General features: G+C 62.8%; 21 protein-coding genes. 12 read left to right on the top strand and 9 right to left on the bottom strand.

Annotation, left to right across the window (positions count from 1 at the left end; translation table 11 throughout):
• The first annotated feature begins 60 nt into the window (after nucleotides 1-60).
• Together JQ633_RS06645 and JQ633_RS06650 are read left to right on the top strand one after the other, a co-directional pair.
• Entirely contained in the window at nucleotides 61-405 is a 345-nt protein-coding gene (locus JQ633_RS06645; protein WP_211983700.1) for a DUF952 domain-containing protein, read from the top strand.
• On the top strand, nucleotides 402-1,499 hold the full coding sequence (locus JQ633_RS06650) for a quinone-dependent dihydroorotate dehydrogenase (RefSeq protein WP_211983701.1): 1,098 nt from the start codon (nucleotides 402-404) through the stop codon (nucleotides 1,497-1,499). The genes JQ633_RS06645 and JQ633_RS06650 overlap by 4 nt, the downstream gene beginning before the upstream one ends.
• A 110-nt stretch (nucleotides 1,500-1,609) precedes the next feature.
• On the opposite strand, the gene JQ633_RS06655 is transcribed toward JQ633_RS06650, so the two are convergent.
• The 4 genes from JQ633_RS06655 to JQ633_RS06670 all read right to left on the bottom strand — a co-directional run bounded on the left by JQ633_RS06655 (nucleotide 1,610) and on the right by JQ633_RS06670 (nucleotide 6,099).
• Nucleotides 1,610-2,929, bottom strand: coding sequence for an MATE family efflux transporter (locus tag JQ633_RS06655; RefSeq protein ID WP_211983703.1), 1,320 nt, complete (start codon nucleotides 2,927-2,929; stop codon nucleotides 1,610-1,612).
• A 58-nt stretch (nucleotides 2,930-2,987) separates the two neighbouring features.
• Nucleotides 2,988-3,293 (bottom strand): DUF6460 domain-containing protein, encoded by a 306-nt coding sequence (locus JQ633_RS06660; protein WP_211983705.1) that lies wholly within the window; start codon nucleotides 3,291-3,293, stop codon nucleotides 2,988-2,990.
• A 98-nt stretch (nucleotides 3,294-3,391) separates the two neighbouring features.
• Nucleotides 3,392-5,047 (bottom strand): cisplatin damage response ATP-dependent DNA ligase, encoded by a 1,656-nt coding sequence (locus JQ633_RS06665; RefSeq protein WP_211983707.1) that lies wholly within the window; start codon nucleotides 5,045-5,047, stop codon nucleotides 3,392-3,394.
• Nucleotides 5,044-6,099: a ligase-associated DNA damage response exonuclease gene (locus JQ633_RS06670; protein ID WP_211983709.1), complete on the bottom strand. Its 1,056-nt coding sequence runs from the start codon at nucleotides 6,097-6,099 to the stop codon at nucleotides 5,044-5,046. The genes JQ633_RS06665 and JQ633_RS06670 overlap by 4 nt, the downstream gene beginning before the upstream one ends.
• Before the next feature lie 131 nt (nucleotides 6,100-6,230).
• Between JQ633_RS06670 and JQ633_RS06675 the strand changes: the two genes are divergently transcribed.
• The 10 genes from JQ633_RS06675 to JQ633_RS06720 all read left to right on the top strand — a co-directional run bounded on the left by JQ633_RS06675 (nucleotide 6,231) and on the right by JQ633_RS06720 (nucleotide 14,153).
• A complete protein-coding gene (locus JQ633_RS06675) occupies nucleotides 6,231-7,151 on the top strand; it encodes a class I SAM-dependent DNA methyltransferase (protein WP_211983711.1) in 921 nt (306 codons plus the stop codon).
• Nucleotides 7,152-7,438: 287 nt separating this feature from the next.
• Entirely contained in the window at nucleotides 7,439-8,641 is a 1,203-nt protein-coding gene (locus JQ633_RS06680) for a site-specific integrase (protein WP_211983713.1), read from the top strand.
• A 67-nt stretch (nucleotides 8,642-8,708) separates the two neighbouring features.
• The gene (locus JQ633_RS06685; RefSeq protein WP_211983715.1) at nucleotides 8,709-9,179 is read left to right on the top strand and encodes a hypothetical protein; all 471 of its coding nucleotides are present in this window, start codon (nucleotides 8,709-8,711) and stop codon (nucleotides 9,177-9,179) included.
• Between the two features lie 110 nt (nucleotides 9,180-9,289).
• Nucleotides 9,290-9,550, top strand: a complete 261-nt coding sequence (locus tag JQ633_RS06690) for a hypothetical protein (protein WP_211983717.1) — start codon at nucleotides 9,290-9,292, stop codon at nucleotides 9,548-9,550.
• A gap of 122 nt (nucleotides 9,551-9,672) precedes the next feature.
• Nucleotides 9,673-10,569 (top strand): helix-turn-helix domain-containing protein, encoded by an 897-nt coding sequence (locus tag JQ633_RS06695; RefSeq protein ID WP_211983719.1) that lies wholly within the window; start codon nucleotides 9,673-9,675, stop codon nucleotides 10,567-10,569.
• A gap of 203 nt (nucleotides 10,570-10,772) precedes the next feature.
• Nucleotides 10,773-11,159, top strand: coding sequence for a hypothetical protein (locus JQ633_RS06700; protein ID WP_211983720.1), 387 nt, complete (start codon nucleotides 10,773-10,775; stop codon nucleotides 11,157-11,159).
• 68 nt (nucleotides 11,160-11,227) lie between these two features.
• Nucleotides 11,228-11,494 (top strand): hypothetical protein, encoded by a 267-nt coding sequence (locus JQ633_RS06705; RefSeq protein ID WP_211983722.1) that lies wholly within the window; start codon nucleotides 11,228-11,230, stop codon nucleotides 11,492-11,494.
• 63 nt (nucleotides 11,495-11,557) lie between these two features.
• Entirely contained in the window at nucleotides 11,558-12,622 is a 1,065-nt protein-coding gene (locus JQ633_RS06710) for a hypothetical protein (protein ID WP_211983724.1), read from the top strand.
• Entirely contained in the window at nucleotides 12,609-12,788 is a 180-nt protein-coding gene (locus JQ633_RS06715) for a hypothetical protein (RefSeq protein ID WP_211983726.1), read from the top strand. The genes JQ633_RS06710 and JQ633_RS06715 overlap by 14 nt, the downstream gene beginning before the upstream one ends.
• A gap of 612 nt (nucleotides 12,789-13,400) precedes the next feature.
• Nucleotides 13,401-14,153, top strand: coding sequence for a DUF5131 family protein (locus JQ633_RS06720; RefSeq protein ID WP_211983727.1), 753 nt, complete (start codon nucleotides 13,401-13,403; stop codon nucleotides 14,151-14,153).
• On the opposite strand, the gene tcmP is transcribed toward JQ633_RS06720, so the two are convergent.
• The 5 genes from tcmP to JQ633_RS06745 form a co-directional block, all read right to left on the bottom strand.
• Nucleotides 14,111-15,013: a three-Cys-motif partner protein TcmP gene (gene tcmP, locus JQ633_RS06725; protein WP_211983729.1), complete on the bottom strand. Its 903-nt coding sequence runs from the start codon at nucleotides 15,011-15,013 to the stop codon at nucleotides 14,111-14,113. The two genes, JQ633_RS06720 and tcmP, sit on opposite strands and share 43 nt — an antisense overlap.
• Nucleotides 15,014-15,268: 255 nt before the next feature.
• Nucleotides 15,269-16,414, bottom strand: a complete 1,146-nt coding sequence (locus tag JQ633_RS06730) for a hypothetical protein (protein ID WP_211983731.1) — start codon at nucleotides 16,412-16,414, stop codon at nucleotides 15,269-15,271.
• Nucleotides 16,415-16,471: 57 nt separating this feature from the next.
• Nucleotides 16,472-17,134 carry an SOS response-associated peptidase gene (locus JQ633_RS06735; protein WP_211983733.1) on the bottom strand — a complete coding sequence of 221 codons (663 nt, stop codon included), beginning with the start codon at nucleotides 17,132-17,134 and terminating at the stop codon, nucleotides 16,472-16,474.
• A 7-nt stretch (nucleotides 17,135-17,141) separates the two neighbouring features.
• Nucleotides 17,142-18,005, bottom strand: a complete 864-nt coding sequence (locus JQ633_RS06740) for a GIY-YIG nuclease family protein (protein ID WP_211983735.1) — start codon at nucleotides 18,003-18,005, stop codon at nucleotides 17,142-17,144.
• A complete protein-coding gene (locus JQ633_RS06745; RefSeq protein ID WP_211983737.1) occupies nucleotides 18,005-18,418 on the bottom strand; it encodes a hypothetical protein in 414 nt (137 codons plus the stop codon). The genes JQ633_RS06740 and JQ633_RS06745 overlap by 1 nt, the downstream gene beginning before the upstream one ends.
• Between the last annotated feature and the right edge of the window lie 61 nt (nucleotides 18,419-18,479).

An 18,479-nucleotide genomic window follows, 5' to 3' on the forward strand; every position in this document is an offset into this window, starting at 1 on the left:
TTTTCCCCATCGATCCGGAAAAAGCACAAGAGACTCAAGGACAAAAGGGACCGCCGGCACGTGCCTATGATCTACAAAATCACCCCCGCCTCGGCCTGGCGCGAGGCCGAGCGGCAGGGCGTGTACCGGGGCAGTGCGGACGACATACGCGACGGCTACATCCATTTTTCGACTGCCGCACAGGTCGCCGAGACCGCGCGCAAGCACTATTTCGGGCAGACCGGCCTGTTCCTGGTGGCGGTCGATGCGGACGCGCTCGGCGATGAGCTGCGCTGGGAGCCGTCGCGCAACGACGAACTGTTTCCGCATCTCTATGGCGAGCTCGATCTTGGCGCCGTGACCGAGATCCTCGATTTGCGCGCGCGATCCGATGGCGGGCACGACGTTCCGGAGCTCAAGCCGTGATCCGCGCCTTCGATGCCTTCTCGCTGCCGCTGCTGCGCTGGTTCGATCCCGAAGATGCCCATCGCATGGCGATCCATGGCCTGAAGCTGCTGCCGCCGATCCGCCAGCGGGCGGATGATCCGAAGCTCGCGGTGCGCGCCTTCGGGCTGAACTTTCCGAACCCGATCGGCATGGCGGCCGGCTTCGACAAGAGCGCGGAAGTGCCGGACGCGCTGCTGCGGCTCGGCTTCGGCTTTGTCGAGATCGGCTCGGTGACGCCGAAGCCGCAACAAGGCAACCCGCGGCCGCGGCTGTTTCGCCTGGAACGTGATGAAGCCGTCATCAACCGCATGGGCTTCAACAATGACGGCGCGGAGGCGGTGCTGCGCCGGCTCGCCGCGCGCGCCAGCCAGGGCGGCATCATCGGCGTCAATGTCGGAGCCAACAAGGATTCGGCCGATCGCATCGCCGACTATGTGAAGCTGATCGAGACCTTCGCGCCGGTTGCGAGCTACTTCACCGTCAACGTCTCCTCGCCGAACACGCCGGGCCTGCGCAACCTGCAGCAATCGGCCGCCCTCGACGATTTGCTGGCGCAGGTGATCGACACCCGCGAGCGGGTGCGCCGCAATGCCGGCGACTCGCCCGTGCTGCTGAAGGTCGCGCCCGATCTCAGCCTCGCCGAGCTCGACGATGTCGTGCATATCGCGCGCTCGCGTCGTGTCGACGGCATGATCGTCGCCAACACCACGCTGGCGCGGCCGTCGACCCTGCGCGAAGAGAACCGCGCCAGGGAGCAGGGCGGTCTGTCGGGCCGTCCGCTGTTCCGCCTCTCGACCCGGATGGTCGCCGAGACCTATGTGCGTGTCGAAGGCGCATTCCCCTTGATCGGCGTCGGCGGCATCGACAGCGGCGGCGCCGCGCTGACCAAGATCCGCGCCGGCGCCAGCCTGATCCAGCTCTATTCGTCGCTGGTCTACAAGGGGCTCGGCCTGGTCGAGGACATCAAGCGCGATCTCTCCTCGACGTTGCTGCGCACCGGCCGCGATTCCTTGTCCGAAATCGTCGGCGCCGACGCCGCGACGATCACCGCCGAGGATTGGCCGGTGAGGTAGGTGCTTTACTGCCTCGTAGCCCGGATGCAGCGAAGCGTAATCCGGGGCGATCTCGCTGCGGATAGAGGCCCCGGATTTCGCTTCGCTGCATCCGGGCTACCGATGTGGTGCTACCTGAACGATTTCCGCAGCAGAGACGGATAGCGCAGTCCCTGGAAGCCGCCGCGCGCGACGTAGAAGCCGAGCAGTGCAATCCACAGTCCGGTGTTGCCGTAGCCGCTGAGCGCCCACCAGATGACGAGGAAGGCTGCCAGAGAAGCGAGCATCAGATTGCGCATCTCGCGCGCCCAGGTGGCACCGACATAGATGCCGTCGAAGCCGAATGCGAACACGCCGGGCAGCGGCGCCAGGATCACGAACAGCAGGAAGTCGCGCGCAGCGCGGCGCACCTCCGCGCTGGTCGTCATCAAGTCGATCAGCGCCGGTCCGAACAGCGCAAACAGCACCGAGACGACGAGCGCGAAGCCGATGCCCCACAGCAGCACCAGCCGGGTCGAGTCGGCAAAGCCCCTCGCATCGCGCGCGCCATAGCTGCGACCGCAGAGTTGTTGGGCGGCGTTGGCGAGGCCATCGAGGAAGAACGCTGAGACCAGCAGGAAATTGTTCAGCACCGAATTCGCGGCCAGCGTGACGTCGCCGTCGCGCGCCCCCTTTGCGGTGAAGAACAGGAACACGACGATCAGTGCCGCAGTGCGGATCATGATGTCGCGGTTGACCGCCAGCATGCGCATCAGCTTGGCACGGTCGAATAGCGTCGCGGGCGATACGGCAAAGCCGCCCGCGGAGATCCGCCATGCCGCGACGACGCCGAGCACAAATCCCGCCGTCTCGCCGAGCACGGCGGCGATCGCCGCGCCAGCGATGCCGGCGGCGTAGACCTGCACCAGGAGCACGGTCGCCACCACGTTGATGACGTTGATCACGATCTGCAGCGCCAGCGCCAGATTGGCGCGGGCCTGTCCGACCAGCCAGCCGAGGATGACGTAGTTGCCGAGCGCCAGCGGCGCCGACCAGATCCGGATCATGAAATAGGTCTTGGCGGCGTGCGTCACGCCCTCGCTGCCGCCCATCAGCTGGAAGGTGACCGCGGCGAGCGGCACCTGCAATGCGATCAGTGCGGCGCCGATCAGGCCGGCGACGATGAAGCCGCGCACCAGGATCGCGGAAAATTCCTGCGGCTCGCCGGCGCCCTGCGCCTGCGCGGTGAAAGCCAGCGTCGACATGCGCAGGAACGCGAACAGCCAGAACAGGCAGTCGAAGATCACCGACGCCATCGCGACGCCGCCGAGCAGCGCGGCGTCGTCGAGCCGGCCGATCGCGGTGGTCGAGACGATGCCGATCAGCGGCGTGGTCAGGTTCGCGACCATCGCGGGGCCGGCGATGGCGAACACCTCGCGCGAGGTGATTTTGGGATGGACGGGCGCGTGCATGGTCAGAACTCGATCGTCATGCCGTCGCCCGCTGCTAGATGCGGCCTCTCCTGAAGTGTCAGCGGCCGCGCGGCGCGCCGAACAGCCGCGACAGCAGCCAGATCGGGATCACGACCACCGCGCCGAGCAGGAAGTAGCGCCAGGCCCAGTTGATGGCGTCGAAGCCGAAATCCCAGATATTCTGGAACAGTCGCTGGATGCTGTAGAGGATGTTCCAGGGATCGAAGCCGATCGTGGCGAGCACGACGCCGACCAGGATCGAGAGCAGGATCAGCCGGAACGCCACCGACAGCGGCGAGCCGCCGAGGAAGCGGTACAGACCGTCATTCTGGCTGGCCGGCAAGTCCCGGACGTCGTTCGGCATCTCTCGGTCTCCCGCGGAATCGTCCGCATTATAGGTCACGGCGGGGCACATGGGGAACCCGCAATGCGCGTTCAATGGCTGCCATGCGCGCTTCGCGCTTAATTTCCCGTCATGCTCATTAACAGCCGTTCAAGTGTCTCCAGCCGGTCGGCCTCGCGCGGCGGCTTGTCCCAACGCAGCCGGCTGATGCGGGGAAAGCGCATCGCGACGCCGGATTTGTGCCGCGGCGAGCGCTGCAAGCCTTCGAACGCGACCTCCAGCACCAGGCCCTGGTCCGGCTCGTGCACGACGTGGCGTACCGGGCCGAATTTCTCGGTCGTGTTGCGGCGGACGAAGCGGTCGATCTGCAGCAGCTCCTCGTCGGTGAAGCCGAAATAGGCTTTTCCGACCGGCACCAGCTCATCGCCGCCATTCTCGCCACTCGTCCAGACGCCGAACGTATAGTCGGAGTAGTAGGACGAGCGCTTGCCGTGGCCGCGCTGCGCATACATCAGCACCGCGTCGATGATGTGCGGATCGCGCTTCCATTTCCACCACGGGCCCTTCGGCCGTCCCGGCAGATAGGGCGCATCGCGCCGCTTCAACATCACGCCTTCGACCGCGTCGGCATCGTCACCTGCGCCGGCGCTTTTCGGATCGGCGCGCGCTGCGGCGAGTTCGTCCCAGCTTGCGAACGGGACGGTCGGCGAGAGATCGATGCGCGGATCGTCCAGCTTCGCCACGAAGCGTTCGAGATGGGCGCGGCGCTCGGTGAACGGCAGCTCGCGCAGATCGGTCTCGTCGTCGCCGAGCAGATCGTAGGCGCGCAGATGGATCGGGAATTCCTTGATCAGCTTGGGCGAGACGACCTTGCGGTTGAGCCGCTGCTGCAGCACGTTGAAGGTCTGCACGCGGCCGTCGCGCAGCACCAGGAGTTCGCCGTCGATGGCGCCGGGCAGATGCAGCGACGGCGCGAGGTCCGGGAAGCTGCCGGTGATGTCCTCGCCGGTGCGCGAATAGAGCCGCGCCTGGATGTGGCCGCGTTCGTCGCGGCCGGACACCGCCTGCACGCGGATGCCGTCCCATTTCCATTCGGCGCTGAAATCGGCGGCGTCGAGATTGGCGAAATCCGAATCCTCGATCGCATGCGCCAGCATCACCGGGCGGAACGGTGTCGGGTCGCGGTTGACCGGCTTGTCGCCGCGGCCTTCGAGCCAGGCGAACAGATCGAGATAGGGCGGCGACAGGCCCGGCCACATCAGCTCGATCTCATGCGGGTCCTTGTCGCCGAGCGCCGCCGCCGCGGTCTTCGCCAGCCGCGCCGAGATCCCGATCCGCATCGCGCCGGTGACCAGCTTCAGCAGCGCCCAGCGCCCGGTCTCGTCGAGCTCGTCCAGCCACCGCGCCAGTTGCGCCGGCAGTTCGGCCTTGCCGAGCGTGCGCAGCGTGGTGACGACGTCGGTGAGGGTCGGCGGGGGTGGGTTGTTGTGGCCGGGCAGCTCCGCCTTCGGCCACATCAGCGCGACCGTCTCCGAGAGATCGCCGACATAATCGTAGGAGTAGCCGAACAGTACCGGATCGGCGCGCTCGGTGATGAGGTCGCGGATCAAGCCGGGCTTGGCATGCTTGAACGACAGCGCGCCGGTCAGCGCCGCCAGCGCATAGCCACGGTCGGGATCCTCGGTGTCGCGGAAGTAGGCGACCAGCAGCTTGATCTTGTTGTTGCGGCCGGGTTCGTAGGCGAGGCGGTCGAGCAGCTCGGCGAAGCGGTTCATGCAGTGGTCTCGCCGCCGTTGGCCTCGCCGGTCAGCGCCGCGGTCTCGCCTTCGTCCTCGTCACCATAACCGACCAGGTCGAGCGGTCGTGCAGCGAGGCCCTTCGTCTTGCACCAATGCACCAGCGCGTCTTCCTGGCCGTGGGTGACCCAGATCTCGCCGGCACCGGTGGCGGCGATCGTCGCCGTCAGCCCGTCCCAATCGGCATGATCCGAGATCACCAGAGGCAATTCGACGCCGCCCTGCCGGGCGCGGGCGCGCACCCGCATCCAGCCTGAGGCGAACGCGGTGACCGGATCGGGGAAACGCCGGGTCCAGACGTCCGAGGTCGCGCTCGGCGGCGCCAGCGTGATGGTGCCAGCGAGATCGGCTTTCTTCACGCCGCGCGCCGGCCTGAGCTCGCCGAGCGGGATGCCACGCTCCTGATAATAATAGGTGATCTTCTCCATCGCGCCGTGCAGATAGATCGGCGCGTCATAGCCGGCCTCGCGCAGCAGCGCGATCACACGCTGCGCCTTGCCGAGCGAGTAGGCGCCGACCAGATGCGCGCGCTCAGGAAACAGTTTTACCGAGGCCAGCAGCTTGCTCACTTCGCCCGCGGCATCGCCATGGCGGAACACCGGTAGCCCAAACGTCGCCTCGGTGATGAAGACGTCGCACGGCACCAGCTCGAACGGGGCGCAGGTCGGATCGCGTGCGTCCTTGTAGTCGCCGGAGGCGACGATGCGCGTGTCCTTGCAGGTCACCGCGATCTGCGCCGATCCCAGCACGTGGCCGGCCGGATGGAAGCTCACGGTGACGTCGCCGAGCCTGATCTCCTCGCCGTAAGCTATGGCCTGCGTCGAGCCGGCGAAATCATCGCCATAGCGCAGCCGCATCATGTCGAGCGTCTCTTGCGTGGCGAGCACCGCGCCATGGCCGGGGCGGGCATGGTCGGAATGGCCGTGGGTGATCAGCGCCCGCTCGACCGGCCGCACCGGGTCGATATGAAAGCCGCCGGGCTTGCAGCAGAGGCCGGCCGGTACGGGCATCAGGATGTCTTGCGGACGCATTGTCCCAATATAGGCGCTCGATCCGCGATGTTTAGCCGTCATGCGCGGGCTTGACCCGCGCATCCATCTTCGGAAAGAGTTGCGGCTTTCATGGCCGAAGCCGGCCACGACAACCGGTTCCTTAAGAGAGAATGCGCCTGTTCCTGTCCTCCGGCGATCTCGTCGCCGACCGCCGCTACGAATTCGCGCGCGACCTGCAATTGAAGGGTGATCTGCCGGCCGCTGCCGACCTGCTCGAACAGGCGATCGAGCTGGCCCCGAACTTCGCCTCGGCCTGGTTCACGCTCGGTGAGATCCGCCGCCAGCTCGGCCAGCCCGAGGCGGCGATCACGGCCTTTCGCGCCGCGCGCGAGGCCGATCCCGAGGACCGCCATGGCGCCGGCCTGCGCCTGATGCAGCTCGGCGCCGAGGCGGTGGCGGCGATGCCGCCGGCCTATGTGCAGACGCTGTTCGACCAATATGCGCCGCGCTTTGAGGCCGCGCTGGTCGGCGATCTCGGCTATCGCGGACCGGCGCTGCTGCTCAGGGCGGTGCTGTCGGTGTGTGCTGCCCCGAAGCAGCCGGCCTTCTTCAAGCGCGCGATCGATCTCGGTTGCGGCACCGGCCTCGCGGCCGGCGCCTTCGCCGAGCATGTCGACCGCTTTATCGGCATCGACCTGTCGCCGCGCATGATCGAGAAGTCGCGCGCCACCGGGTTCTATGCCGAGCTCGAGACCGACGACATGCTGAGCGGCATGACGACCAAGCCCGACGCCAGTGCCGAGCTGATCCTCGCCGCTGATGCGATGGTGTATGTCGCCGATCTCGCGCCGGTGCTGCGTGAAGCGAAGCGCGTGCTGGTGGCCGGTGGCGTGTTTGCCTTCACGGCCGAGACCCATGATGGCGAGGACGTCATCGTCGGCGGCGGGCTGCGCTACGCCCATAGCGCGCCGTATGTGCGGGCGGCTGTCGCTGCGGCGGGGCTGACGCTGGCTTTGCTCGAAGATCTTTCGGCGCGCAATGAAGACAATATCCCTGCGCCGGGTCTTGTCGTCGTCGCAGTCAAGCCGTGACGCTCTCATCCTCTCCCCTTGTGGGAGAGGGTGGCTTCGATGCGGAAGCATCGAAGCCGGGTGAGGGGTATCGCTCCGCGGATACAGACCCCTCATCCGTCGCGGACCGCGTCCGCGCCACCTTCTCCCACAAGGGGAATATTTGTCCCTCACAGAGCCTCGTGCTATACCTCGATCCATCAGTAACCCCTTATAAATCCTAGAGAATACCTCATTTCGCATCATAGAGCCTCATAGAGGGATATCTACACTCTAGGGACATTCTAAGGGACACCGAGGGATACGATATGGCTCGAAGCCGCTACTCCAACAGTCTAAAGAACCGAACAAACCGCCTCAAGCTGCCGATCAAAAAGAAGCCGTACAAGCTGCTGATCGCGCCGCAGATTTTCCTTTGCTATCGACGCAACGAAGGCCCGGGCACGTGGAGCGTCGAAGCCGGATGGTTGAAGCGCTTCGCGCTCGCCGATGATTATGAGGCCGCCAACAACGGCAGCGTGATGACCTTCTATCAGGCGCAGCAACGCGCGCTGAAGCTGGCGCGCGGCAGCGAAGGCGACAGCGACAAGCCCGTGACGGTTGACGAAGCGCTCACCGCATATGAGACCGATCTGGGGGCACGCGGCGGTGCCAAGTACAACGCAACATCGGTTCGCAACCACCTTGACGCGGCCATGTTGTCGAAAGTGGTGATGCTGCTCACCGAGCAGGAGCTGTTGAGCTGGCGCAATGGGCTTGTCACTAAAGGCCTGAAGCTGTCGAGCGCGAACCGCATCGGAAAATCGTTCAAGGCCGCGCTGGCGTTGGCAGCCAAGCGCGACAAGCGGATTACGAACGGCGGCGCATGGAAAAATGGCCTCAAGCCGCTGAAGGCCAAGGGCGGCAGCAACCCGCCGCGCGATAACTACTACCTGCCGGATGCCGGCATCCGCGACATCGTCGCCGAATGCTATGTCGAGGGCGACGATTTCGGCGCTGCGATCGACGTTCTCGCGGTGACGGGCACGCGCGAAAGTCAGGCGCTGAAGATTTACCCTCACGACCTCCGCGACGACAATGAAAACGAGCCGCGCCTGATGGTCTGGTGCTCGAATAAGGGCGCGGTGGATCGCGACCCCGAGCAGCGTTCGGTTCCGATCACGCCGAAGCTGGCCGCGATGCTCCGAAAGCGCGCGGATGCACGCGGAGCGAAGCGCCCGCTGTTCGACCGCATCTGGAATATGTCGGCGCGGTTCCGCGTCGTGCTCAAGCGGCTGGAACTCGACCTGACGCTAACACCCTACACGATGCGGCATTCATCGATCATCCGGCAGATACTCGCCAACGTGCCGGTGCGCGTCATCGCCTTCAATCACGACACCTCCGTGCAGGAGATCGAGCGCACCTATGGCCGCTATCTCGGCGATGCCTCGAACGACCTTACCCGCAAGGGATTGCTGGCCGACACCGAGCCGCAAAAGCTGGACAACGTGGTCCGGCTGGCGCGATAAAAGCGACCGGGCCGAAAGGCGCTCGCAACGCCCCGGCCCGGACTGACCAACCCAGTGAGATGTGCACATGGGCAAGGCTAAGCGTGACGGTAGCACGCCCGAGAAGCCAACCGCTATCGGGAGGTTAGCGGCGACGCCGGCGCAGCGCGCCGCCTTCCAGAAGGTGGTGGCTGAAAAGTTTGAGCGGGCCGCTCAACTAGATCGGGCACGCGCAAACATCGACCGCGCCATTGCCGTCCGCGACGGTTTGATAGAACCGCCGTGGGCAGAGCCGCGCGGCGGCCCCGAAGCGGAAATTCAGACCGCCACCAAGCGGAAGGCCAAACCCAAACCCGAGAAGGAGCGGAAGTCGTATTGGGACGACGCGGTGACGCGTGTCTTGAAAGAGAAATTCCCCAACAATGACGCCAACACCTTCCGCCCCGGGGTCGTTCGGAAATTGGTTCAGGACGCGCTTGCCGACGAGGTCAAGCAGTCTGGTCGCCGGGAGCCAGGCCGAGGCTTGATTTTGCGCAAAACCGGTCACTGGAAAACTTGACCATAGGAAAGATTGCACGTGTGCAACACCACCGCACAGGTGCAATCTCTGCGCTGGCATTTTGACGACGTGGCCGCATCATCCTCCTCATCATCACTGAGGAGGCAGATATGGCGAACAAGACGAAGGCGGAAAGGGCAGCGGAGTTGCAGGCTGCGGGCATTCCGCAGAAGGCTTTTACGATCCCGCAGTTCTGCGCGCGGCACGCGATTTCCGAAGGGCTGTATCAGAAGCTACGCGACCAAGACCCTCCGCTTACGCCACGCGAGACCCGCCTTCTCGACCGCGTCATCATCACCGAGGAGGCGGAAACCGATTGGCGGCGCGAGCGCGAGGCCGCGAGCGTCAGGCGACAGGTCGCTGCCGAATAGAACTGCCGGGCGCTGCCAGCAGCAGCGCACCGGCCAAATGTAAGGGCATTCAACCCGCCCTCCATATGCGCCAGCGCGCGCGACACCGCAAGCCCGGCCTTTCACATCTGAAAGGCCACGATATGCCCGCCGACAAAGCCAGACCCGTTGCCGCCCACGAAGGACCTCCGCGCGACGTGACAACCTTTAAACTCCGCGACGAATGGGTGCGGCTCGCAGCGGTGCAGGAGTTGTCACCGATACTGCGTGTCGTTGGCATGAGGCTGGCCCATTTCCGCAACGGTGAAACCGGGCAACTGAACCCGTCCTACGCGACGCTCGCGAAGGAGTGTGGCACCACGGAACGGACAGCGCAGAAAGCCGTCGCCGCGTTTCGGAGGATTGGAATGATAGCAGACACGCGAAATCCCGGCGGACACCACGACGCCACCAACGATTTCGTCCTGATCATACCCTATCGACGGGTGTCCAAACGGACACCCGTAAAGTCAAAGTCACGGGTGTCCAAGCAAACACCCGTAGAAGCGCGGACGGGTGTCCATGCAGGTGGCGAACGGGTGTCCGGATCGGTCGTTGACGGGTGTCCACCCGTGCACCCAAATAGCGTAAGGAATAGCGTAACGAATAGCGTGCTCGCCGCTCACGGCGAGCGCACCGCCGATGCCGATACAGACAGCGCACCTATCAGCAGCGCAGAAGCTGTCGATGACGCACCACTGAACCAGCGCGCTGTCGCGCTGGTCGATAATGTCGCAACACGCCAGCAACTACCTTCCGCAACCTCAATAGGTACTGACGCAAACGACGCGAGCGCTGCGCCCGCCGCCGTGCACGACCTCGCGAGGGAGGTCCTTGGCGCGGACAATGCCGACGCCCTGCTGTCCGATCTTCTGCGCGCATACGACGGCGATCCTGAGGAAGTAGAAACCGCACTGCTCGCCGCCAAACTGGATTTCGACCCGGTTGGGTACATCGAGGACGACATCGCGAGGCAGGCGCGCTGGAGCGGCGGGCAATGACAAGCAGAGGAGCGAGAGAGCATGCCGACACCCTACAGCCGCGCGACCAGCCCCAAGGCCCGCGCCGACAAGCGGCAGCGCGTGTCCCATGCGTCAAAGCGAGGTCGCCGGGCAAGAGAGTGCGGCCAAAGCAAACGCGCGTCAGCGGGCCGCGCTGTGGCTTGCAGACGTGGTTCTTATCATTCACGGCAGGAAGCGTTTGTATGAATAGGCACCAGCGCCGCTCCGATCTGCGCGCCTTCAGGCGCGCGACAACAGCACTGCGGACCTATCTCGTCTCGCCTGATGATGCCGCCCTCGACGAGGTGCCCTTGCTGCGACAGGCTTCGCAAAGCTGGGTCGATGGTCTCGCGGAACGGGCGCGGCACTGCATCATCTGCGCGTCATGGGTCGTGGACCGGGAGCACGTCGGTGCGCTGCTCTTGAGCACTCCGGACATACCCCGGCCGAGCACCGTTGGCACCTGCGCGATCTGCAAGCCCTGCTGGAATGCCAATCTGCCTGTCGATGCGCTGGAGCGCGCCTGTGCGAACGTGCTGAGGCCGGTCGTGCCAGGCGGGGCATTCGAGCCGTTGGACCCGGCAACATGAAGCCGCTTCGAACCAGCGACCTCCCGCATGCGGTCCCGGTCGGTCGGGATCATGGCCGGACCCCAGCCGTGCAGCTAGCGCTGGATGAGCGCGACCGGCTGCTGATCGCGGCGGCGGGGTTCTACCCCGGCCACTCAGGTCGTGAGATCGCGCGGCAGTTCCGGGTCAGATTGTCGAGGTACCGCAACGGTCGTTGGCGTCGAGATCGCACCGAGTTGACTTGCCCGCTGCAGTACCGGGGCACGCTGACGCAGGTGCTGTGGATGATCCTCAAAACGAGGGATGCGATACCGGGCGACCGGACGATCAGATCGGCGCTCCGTGATCTACCGTGAGCCGGGCTACTCGTTGCCCACGCGAGGTGATCCGCTTCATCAATCATCGCGATGGAGGCGACCATGACATTCGAAGCCGCATCGAGACCTGCAGCGCCGATCAGCATGCATATGGGCACCGAAGTCGATGCCTCGCGGTTGTCGGACAGGGCCGTGAGCAGGCTTACCAGCCTGCGCCAGCGCGTTGCCGATCTGCATGCGCAAATCCCATCGTTCGAGCAGATCAAGGAGCAGGCGGACGCCAAAGCGATCCACAGCAGCCGCATCGAGCAACTGCGCAAACCGAGATCGGAGGGTGGCTTCCAGCTTGATGAAACGGCACCGCAGGTTATGGCCGAAGGCAGGCGGCTTGAACTCGCTAGCGCCCAGCTTGCGCGCCTCACTGGGCTCTATGAGACCCGGGGCGAGCGCTGGAGCTTGTCGGGCCAGCTTGCGCGAGCCGTAACTGATTGGCTAACGCAGGGCGGCATCCCGCTCGGCGTCGTGCTCGAAGATGTCGAGGACGACGATGTCGCCGAGTTGCTGAAGCCGAAGGAAACCATCGCCGACGGCATCGAGCGCTATCGGTTGCGGCTGCGCGAGCTGAAGGCGGACTTGCACCGCATTCGCTCGGCGCCGTACCCGTCGGCCGGCGCGAAGTCCGCGATGCGCGAGCAGATCGCCGCGCTTGCGGTCGCTGCGGCACCGAATGTTGATGGAGCAATCGAGTTCGGCCAGCCGGTGCAGTTTGCGACCTCGCGGCTGACCGCGAACATCTACAATGCGAATTCGCCGGGCGTCATCGGTTTCGGCGAGACACACGATGCCGTTGGTTTGGTCGCATGGCTGTTTCGCGATCAACTCGTCGCCGCGCTGGAGCGCGAGATCGACGCGGCTGCGGACGACGCCGCCGCTCTGACGCGCGAACAGCGCGAAGTGCAGGAGGCGGCAGTTCTTCAGGACATTCTCGCTATCGAACGGCGCGAGGTCGCCTTGATCTTTGTCGCCGAGGCGCAGGGCACCATTATTGATTTCCGGCCTGATACGTCACCCCAAGCGCTGCTTGGTGTGCGGCTTGTCACCGCGCCGCGTCAAGCGTCGGGCTCATCGCCGGAGCATGCGTGGGATGTCGCCTATGGCAGAAGGTAGCAGACTGCCCGATGGTCTCTTCCGGTTTCACGTGAAATCAGATGGAGCACGCCGCCGCCATCTCTCGGCCCTGTTCGCTGAGTTCGCCGATCAGCAGCATGATGTGCCGGACCTCGCCGTCGTCATCTCGGTGGAGGTGGACGACGTTGCTGCCGTTTCCGTTTGACTTCGATGCTCCGTTCCCATTGCGACTAACGTTAGTCGCACCGTCCTCCGTTCTAATCCGCGACATCCCAGCCCATGACACCGCACTGGCGGATCACCATCGGTTTTCGCCTGCGCGCGCTTTGGATTGCAGCCGATGAAGTGCCGTCGAACTCACCGGCTTCGTCGCCATTCCTCATCAGTCTCCCGAGAACGACGATGCCTGGAAGCGGAGGGCAGCTTCAGCGATGGTCGGGAAGCGGTCGGCCCAATCATAGCCACCGCGTGTGAAGCGGCGCACCCGGGAGCCGTCCCGGCGCACCATCAGCCGGTCGCCGTCATGCTTGTTTTCATGGACCCAGTCCGGACCGGAAGGTGGTCGCGCCGCCTTTGACGGCAGGCACGGTTCGATGAAGCCGGAGGGACGCCGCCGCTGGATCATGGCCGAAGGATAGGGAAGCCGCCGCCCGCAATCTGCAGGAAAGTGCCTTTGTGTTAACCTTCAACCCGCGGCGGTATGGTAGGTCTTGGTTTCGGGGAACTGCAAATGGCCCAAAGAGTAGGTTATCGATCCCACACGTGCGGTCGGTCAGAAATTTTGGATTGACCATGAGCTACAAGGATCGAGACCGTCATGGCTGATACTTCAATCGAATGGACCGACGCGACATGGAACCCCGTGGCCGGGTGTACAGTCCTGACGGCGGGCTGCACGAACTGTTACGCCATGCGGATGGCCGCTCGGCTCGACGCTATGGGCACGAAGAAGTACCGTGGGCTCACTCGGAAAAGCGGGAAAAGAGCCGTGTGGACCGGCAGAATTCGGTTGGATCACGCATCGCTCGACGCACCGAAGGCGTGGTCTAAGCCTCGCAAGGTTTTCGTCAATTCCATGTCAGACCTCTTCCACGACGACGTGCCCGTGGAATTTATTGCGCGGGTTTGGGCCGTGATGGAGCAGACCCCGCGCCACACATATCAAATCCTCACAAAGCGACCCGAGAGAATGGCCGAGGTGCTATCGCAGCCATCCTTCCCAGTTCTCTCGAACGTTTGGCTTGGTACTAGCGTTGAGGATGGTCGTGTCCTGCACCGTTTGGATGCATTACGACGTGTCCCAGCCGTAGTTCGATTTGTTTCCCTAGAGCCCCTGATCGGATCGGTTGCCACAGGCGACTTCACGGGCATCCACTGGGCAATCGTGGGCGGAGAAAGTGGTCCGCGCGCGCGGGAAATGAAGCCAGAATGGGTCGATGAAATCGAAGGGATGTGCCGTCGTTCGGGTACGGCGTTTTTCTTCAAGCAGTGGGGTGGGAAGAACAAGAAGGCGGCGGGGCGCACGCTTCACGGGCGTACTTTCGACGAGATGCCAGATTTCAGAATGTGACCCGCGATGCGCGAGGCAAGGCCTATCGCGACGTTCTTAGGATTTGAAATCGCGAAGAAGAGCGCAAACTGAGGAATGCCTCTATCGTCATTCAGTCGCAACGGCGGCAGTACGGCCGGAAACAGTTTCGCCAACCGCGCGCCAAAATACCGCTCCATGTCATCGACTTCAGCCGTGCGTGCAAGGCGCTCGTCTACATCGCCGAAAAGGTTAGTTCGCCGCTTCATCTCATACCAGTCGTTCTCCCAGTCTGCCGTTCCGATCATTCTGGTGAGCGCAGCACGCTTTGAGGGGTCCAAATCTTCAGCGTCGCGAGTTGCTTGACGAAACAGGCCGGAGAGCGAGACCAGATACCAAACATCGATTGCTTCGGTTCTTCTGATTGCTTCTAGCGTGCGCCAATCGACCGACATGCCATATGGGTCGAGGAACATCACAGCCCGTGTTCCAGCCCAGCTTTTTTGTTCACCGAGCAGCTTCATTATTTCTGCGTTGGCGTCGCCGGGAACGACAGAAATATTTCGGGATTGATTTGCGGCTCGCAAATCATTCAATGCCGCGATGTGCTTCGGCCTTTTATCCATGAAAACCAGCTTGTCGAAGGCTGGTGAGACATCGATTGCAATTTTGGCTGATCCAGCCCGGCGCTCAACGCGCGCATCGATTTCGGGTCCGAGCATGTCGGCGGCCCGCCCCGGAATGATAACGGTCCTCTCACCCGTGCCCGCGAAGGCGTCAATATACCAGAGCTGTTGGAATTGAGGCCGCAACGCCGTTGTAAATTGCTGCAGGTACCCGCCGACCAGAGACAACTTGAGGTCCGTGGATATCCCGCCAAATTCGTGGTCGCTGTGTGCCATCGCCGCCTGTGCCCGCTGTCCGATCCGATAGTTCCGCAACCGGAAGGCGAGAGCAAGTGTCTGCAATACCGAAAGGCCCTCTATTTGCCAAAGCTTGAATTGAAGGCCTGGGCGGCGCCCCGCCGCCCTTGCCTTTTGAGCCCGTGTCCATCGTAGGCGATCTTCCTCGCCCGCCCGCGCATGATCCTGAGTGCGTCATCAGGAAGGGGACGCACGGCGCACGCTCGATGAGATGCGGCGCGCCGCCGCAATGTCTTAGATTATCGTTGACCCAGATATGGCTGGTCGCACACCTTCCTTGTGTGCTTGCTGCAACTCAGGGAGGACATCCTCCCAAATACCTTCGATGATCTTCAAGAAGCACTCTCGCATATTCTTCGCGTTAGCTCGCAATTCTTCCGGCAAGTGCTGATCTAAGAGACCGAAGACGTTGACGCGATCAGCAAGCGGCGGGTGTGACGTTCCAGCTGGGGCGTTGTCGAAGCCTGTCTCTAACACCCAACGCGCACGTCGGATCATGTCCATCAACCCCAGCACGATAACGCCGCCTACACCCGACAATGCATAGATGTTCGGCGGCTCTGCCTTGTCGCCTAAAGTCATGCTGACCGCGCGCGCAAAAAGATCCGCTTCGTGCTCATCGTCGAAGACGCTGCGCGTTCCTGCAGTGGACGTAACTTGACCATGTTTCATCACGTGATGGCCATACTCGTGGGCAAGCGCAAACCATTCCATTGCCCTCAGAAGCAAAATTCGGATCACTTGCTGCCCAACCTCATCAGGCGGCGGGCTAATGAAATGCGGCGGCAATTCACCGTAGGCGAAATGCAGGATGATCAGCTTCCATTCGCCCAGTAGCTTTAGCGATGCGCGTAAGTTCGGAAGCACCACAGCAGGATCATTGCTCACTTTGATTAGCGGCCCCGCTTCATGCGGCAGCGTTCGAGCGAGCGCTTTGCTTGTGCAATTGCAAAACACCAGAAATGGCAGGCTGACATCGATAATGCTGACGTCAGTCGCCATGACTTCGCGCTGTCTTGCTAGCAATTCAAATTCCGGCGCAACGCCATGGACTACGCCGTTTCGGATCGGAATTTTCTGTTCAAGGCAGAGGTCTTCAATATCCCGCAATATCGGATCGAGGATCGCACGTGCATTTTTGTCGTCGAGTTTTGAACCGGGCGATGCCGAGGCGAGGTACGCCTTGTATTCTTCAACCACGGTTTCAACGTCGATGTCTGGGGTTCCGTTTGCTTTGATCAGATCGCGCAGACGCTGCTCGTTTTTCGCCAACCACTCATCAAAGCCTGTAGAGGAGTATGCGAAGCCACTTCGCTGCGCGTCGGCATGCTGGCGCTGCTGCCGATAGTCTTCTGCAGCCGCTTTGCTCTCTTCTGTCATTGCGGTTTTGGACCCTTTCGCGAGTGGGTAGTCGATGACGGCATCTGGGCGCACAGGTCACGCTGCCGGCCTATCTTCCTTTTCCGTACCGCGCATTACGATGTTGAGCGCGTCTTCGACCAATGGCCGCTGCAGCGCTTTGGCTTCATCCCACGGCGCGCGCATCCAAACGTCGCGTTCCTCGTTGGTAGTCAGGATCACCGGCATCGCCTTCGGATGGATCGGCTCGACCACCGCATTCGGCGATGTCGTGAGAAAACCGTAGACCTGATGCGGTCCGGGCACCGGCTTTGACTTCGTGCCACGATCACCGTTGAAAGTCGTCCAGATGCCTGCGAAGCAGAACAGCGGGCGGCTCTCATTGAGCGCGAACCAGACCACATCCTTTTTCTTAGTCTCTGGGTTCGGCTCCGGCGCATATTCGGCGAAGCTGTTAGCCGGGACCAAGCACCGGTTCTCCGGCTTGAGCCACGTGCGCCAGTGCGGCGATGACGTGTTGCGGATGTTGGTGACCGGGGGACCGCCAGTGCGCGGTGGCGGCGGCATGCCCCACCGCATCAGCGCCAGTTCCGTTCCGGCATCATTGTTGCGGATCACCGGAGCCGGGTAATCCGGGAATACGCCCGGCATCGGTGCGAGATTGCCTACGTAGCGGTTGACGACGCGGAACAGCGCAGCAATCGCGGCTTGGTTGGTGGTGATGCTGTAGAGATTGCACATGCCTTGACTAAACCTTTGCTGCCAAGGGGCCTACCACCACCTCATCTCTTGCCCGCTTGTATTCCAGCAGCTGCGACACCGCATCGTAGGAATGATACCTAGCGTAAACGCTCTTTGCATTTCTTTCGCGAAGGTCGGCGAGGGCGTCCGCCCAGTAGGCAACCATTGCACGACGAACTCCGTCGCGCTTGAAGAAGCTCTCGGCCTTTGCAAAATCGTGCTCGAAACTCACGCTTACTGCCCGTTCAGCGGTCTTGTAATCAGCTTGCTGAACATCACCACCATTTTGGCCGAGCCATAAAATCGTTTTCGGGTACTCTAAGATGAGGCGATCTAGCACGAGGTAATGCAAGAACTTGCCGTCTGCGCCCGTACGTGTGCTAAACGCCACTTCATGCGGCCCAATGTTCACCGTGAACCAGCGACCTCCCTTGGTCTGAGGAAGAACGCTCAAGGTCCACGCACCCTGAATGTCGAGATTGCCGTACAATCCAGAGAGTTGGAACAGCCTAAAGAGATACAATCTTGCGGCATCGTTGTTGAAAAGCTGATCCGCTTTTTCGGGATCGACACGAAGTGGTCCACTTGTCGAGCGTAGTCGTTCACGAGCTTCATGAGGAGCTACACTGAAGAGTTCGTTCGTTCCCTCCATCTTGACGTGGCGGTCACGGAAATGGCGATGAAGGGCGGTCTCTACGACGACGCAGTCTGTCACGTGGACGAAGTCTGACAATTCCCAAGGCCCGTGAGGAGCGTATGCTTCGCCGCCGTTAATTCCTCTAAGCCGCTCGCTGATTGGCCGCTCTGTACGACCGATCTTTATGTGGTCGCTGTTGGGAGAAACGAGCACATAGACAAACCCTTGCGACATTAGCGCTCCCCCGGCCACCAAGTGGACGGTGGATCACTTGCGGAAATCTTCGTGGGACGCAAGGCAACTAAATGGCTACGCTTATACGGATAGCCTCGCACCTGCGAGCAGTCCTTACAGCGCATGTAGCGCTCCAGCTCATGGACCGGCGTCGTCTTCGGTCGGCGGACGATGTCGAGCGCAACGGTCTGGTTGGTGTTGCAGCCGAGACAGCGCACTTCGAGATAGCCGTATCCGGCATTGAGCGCGTCGCCTATCGTCGGCGACGGCTGCGCTGGTCCCTGAAAGCCGAGCATGCGCATGTTCCACGCCGCGACGGCGAGCCGGTCGGCGTCTTTACGCGCCTTGGCAGCCTGTTCAGCCGCCGCCCGGATCGAAGCGCCGTAGATGCTCTCGCGTGATTTCGTGCCCATGCCAAGGCGCAGGATCGCCGGGCGGCAACGGTCAAGCAAGCCGCTACCGATAGCGGCCTAG

It is taken from the genome of Bradyrhizobium tropiciagri, assembly GCF_018130505.1.
GTDB classification, from domain to species: domain Bacteria; phylum Pseudomonadota; class Alphaproteobacteria; order Rhizobiales; family Xanthobacteraceae; genus Bradyrhizobium; species Bradyrhizobium tropiciagri_B.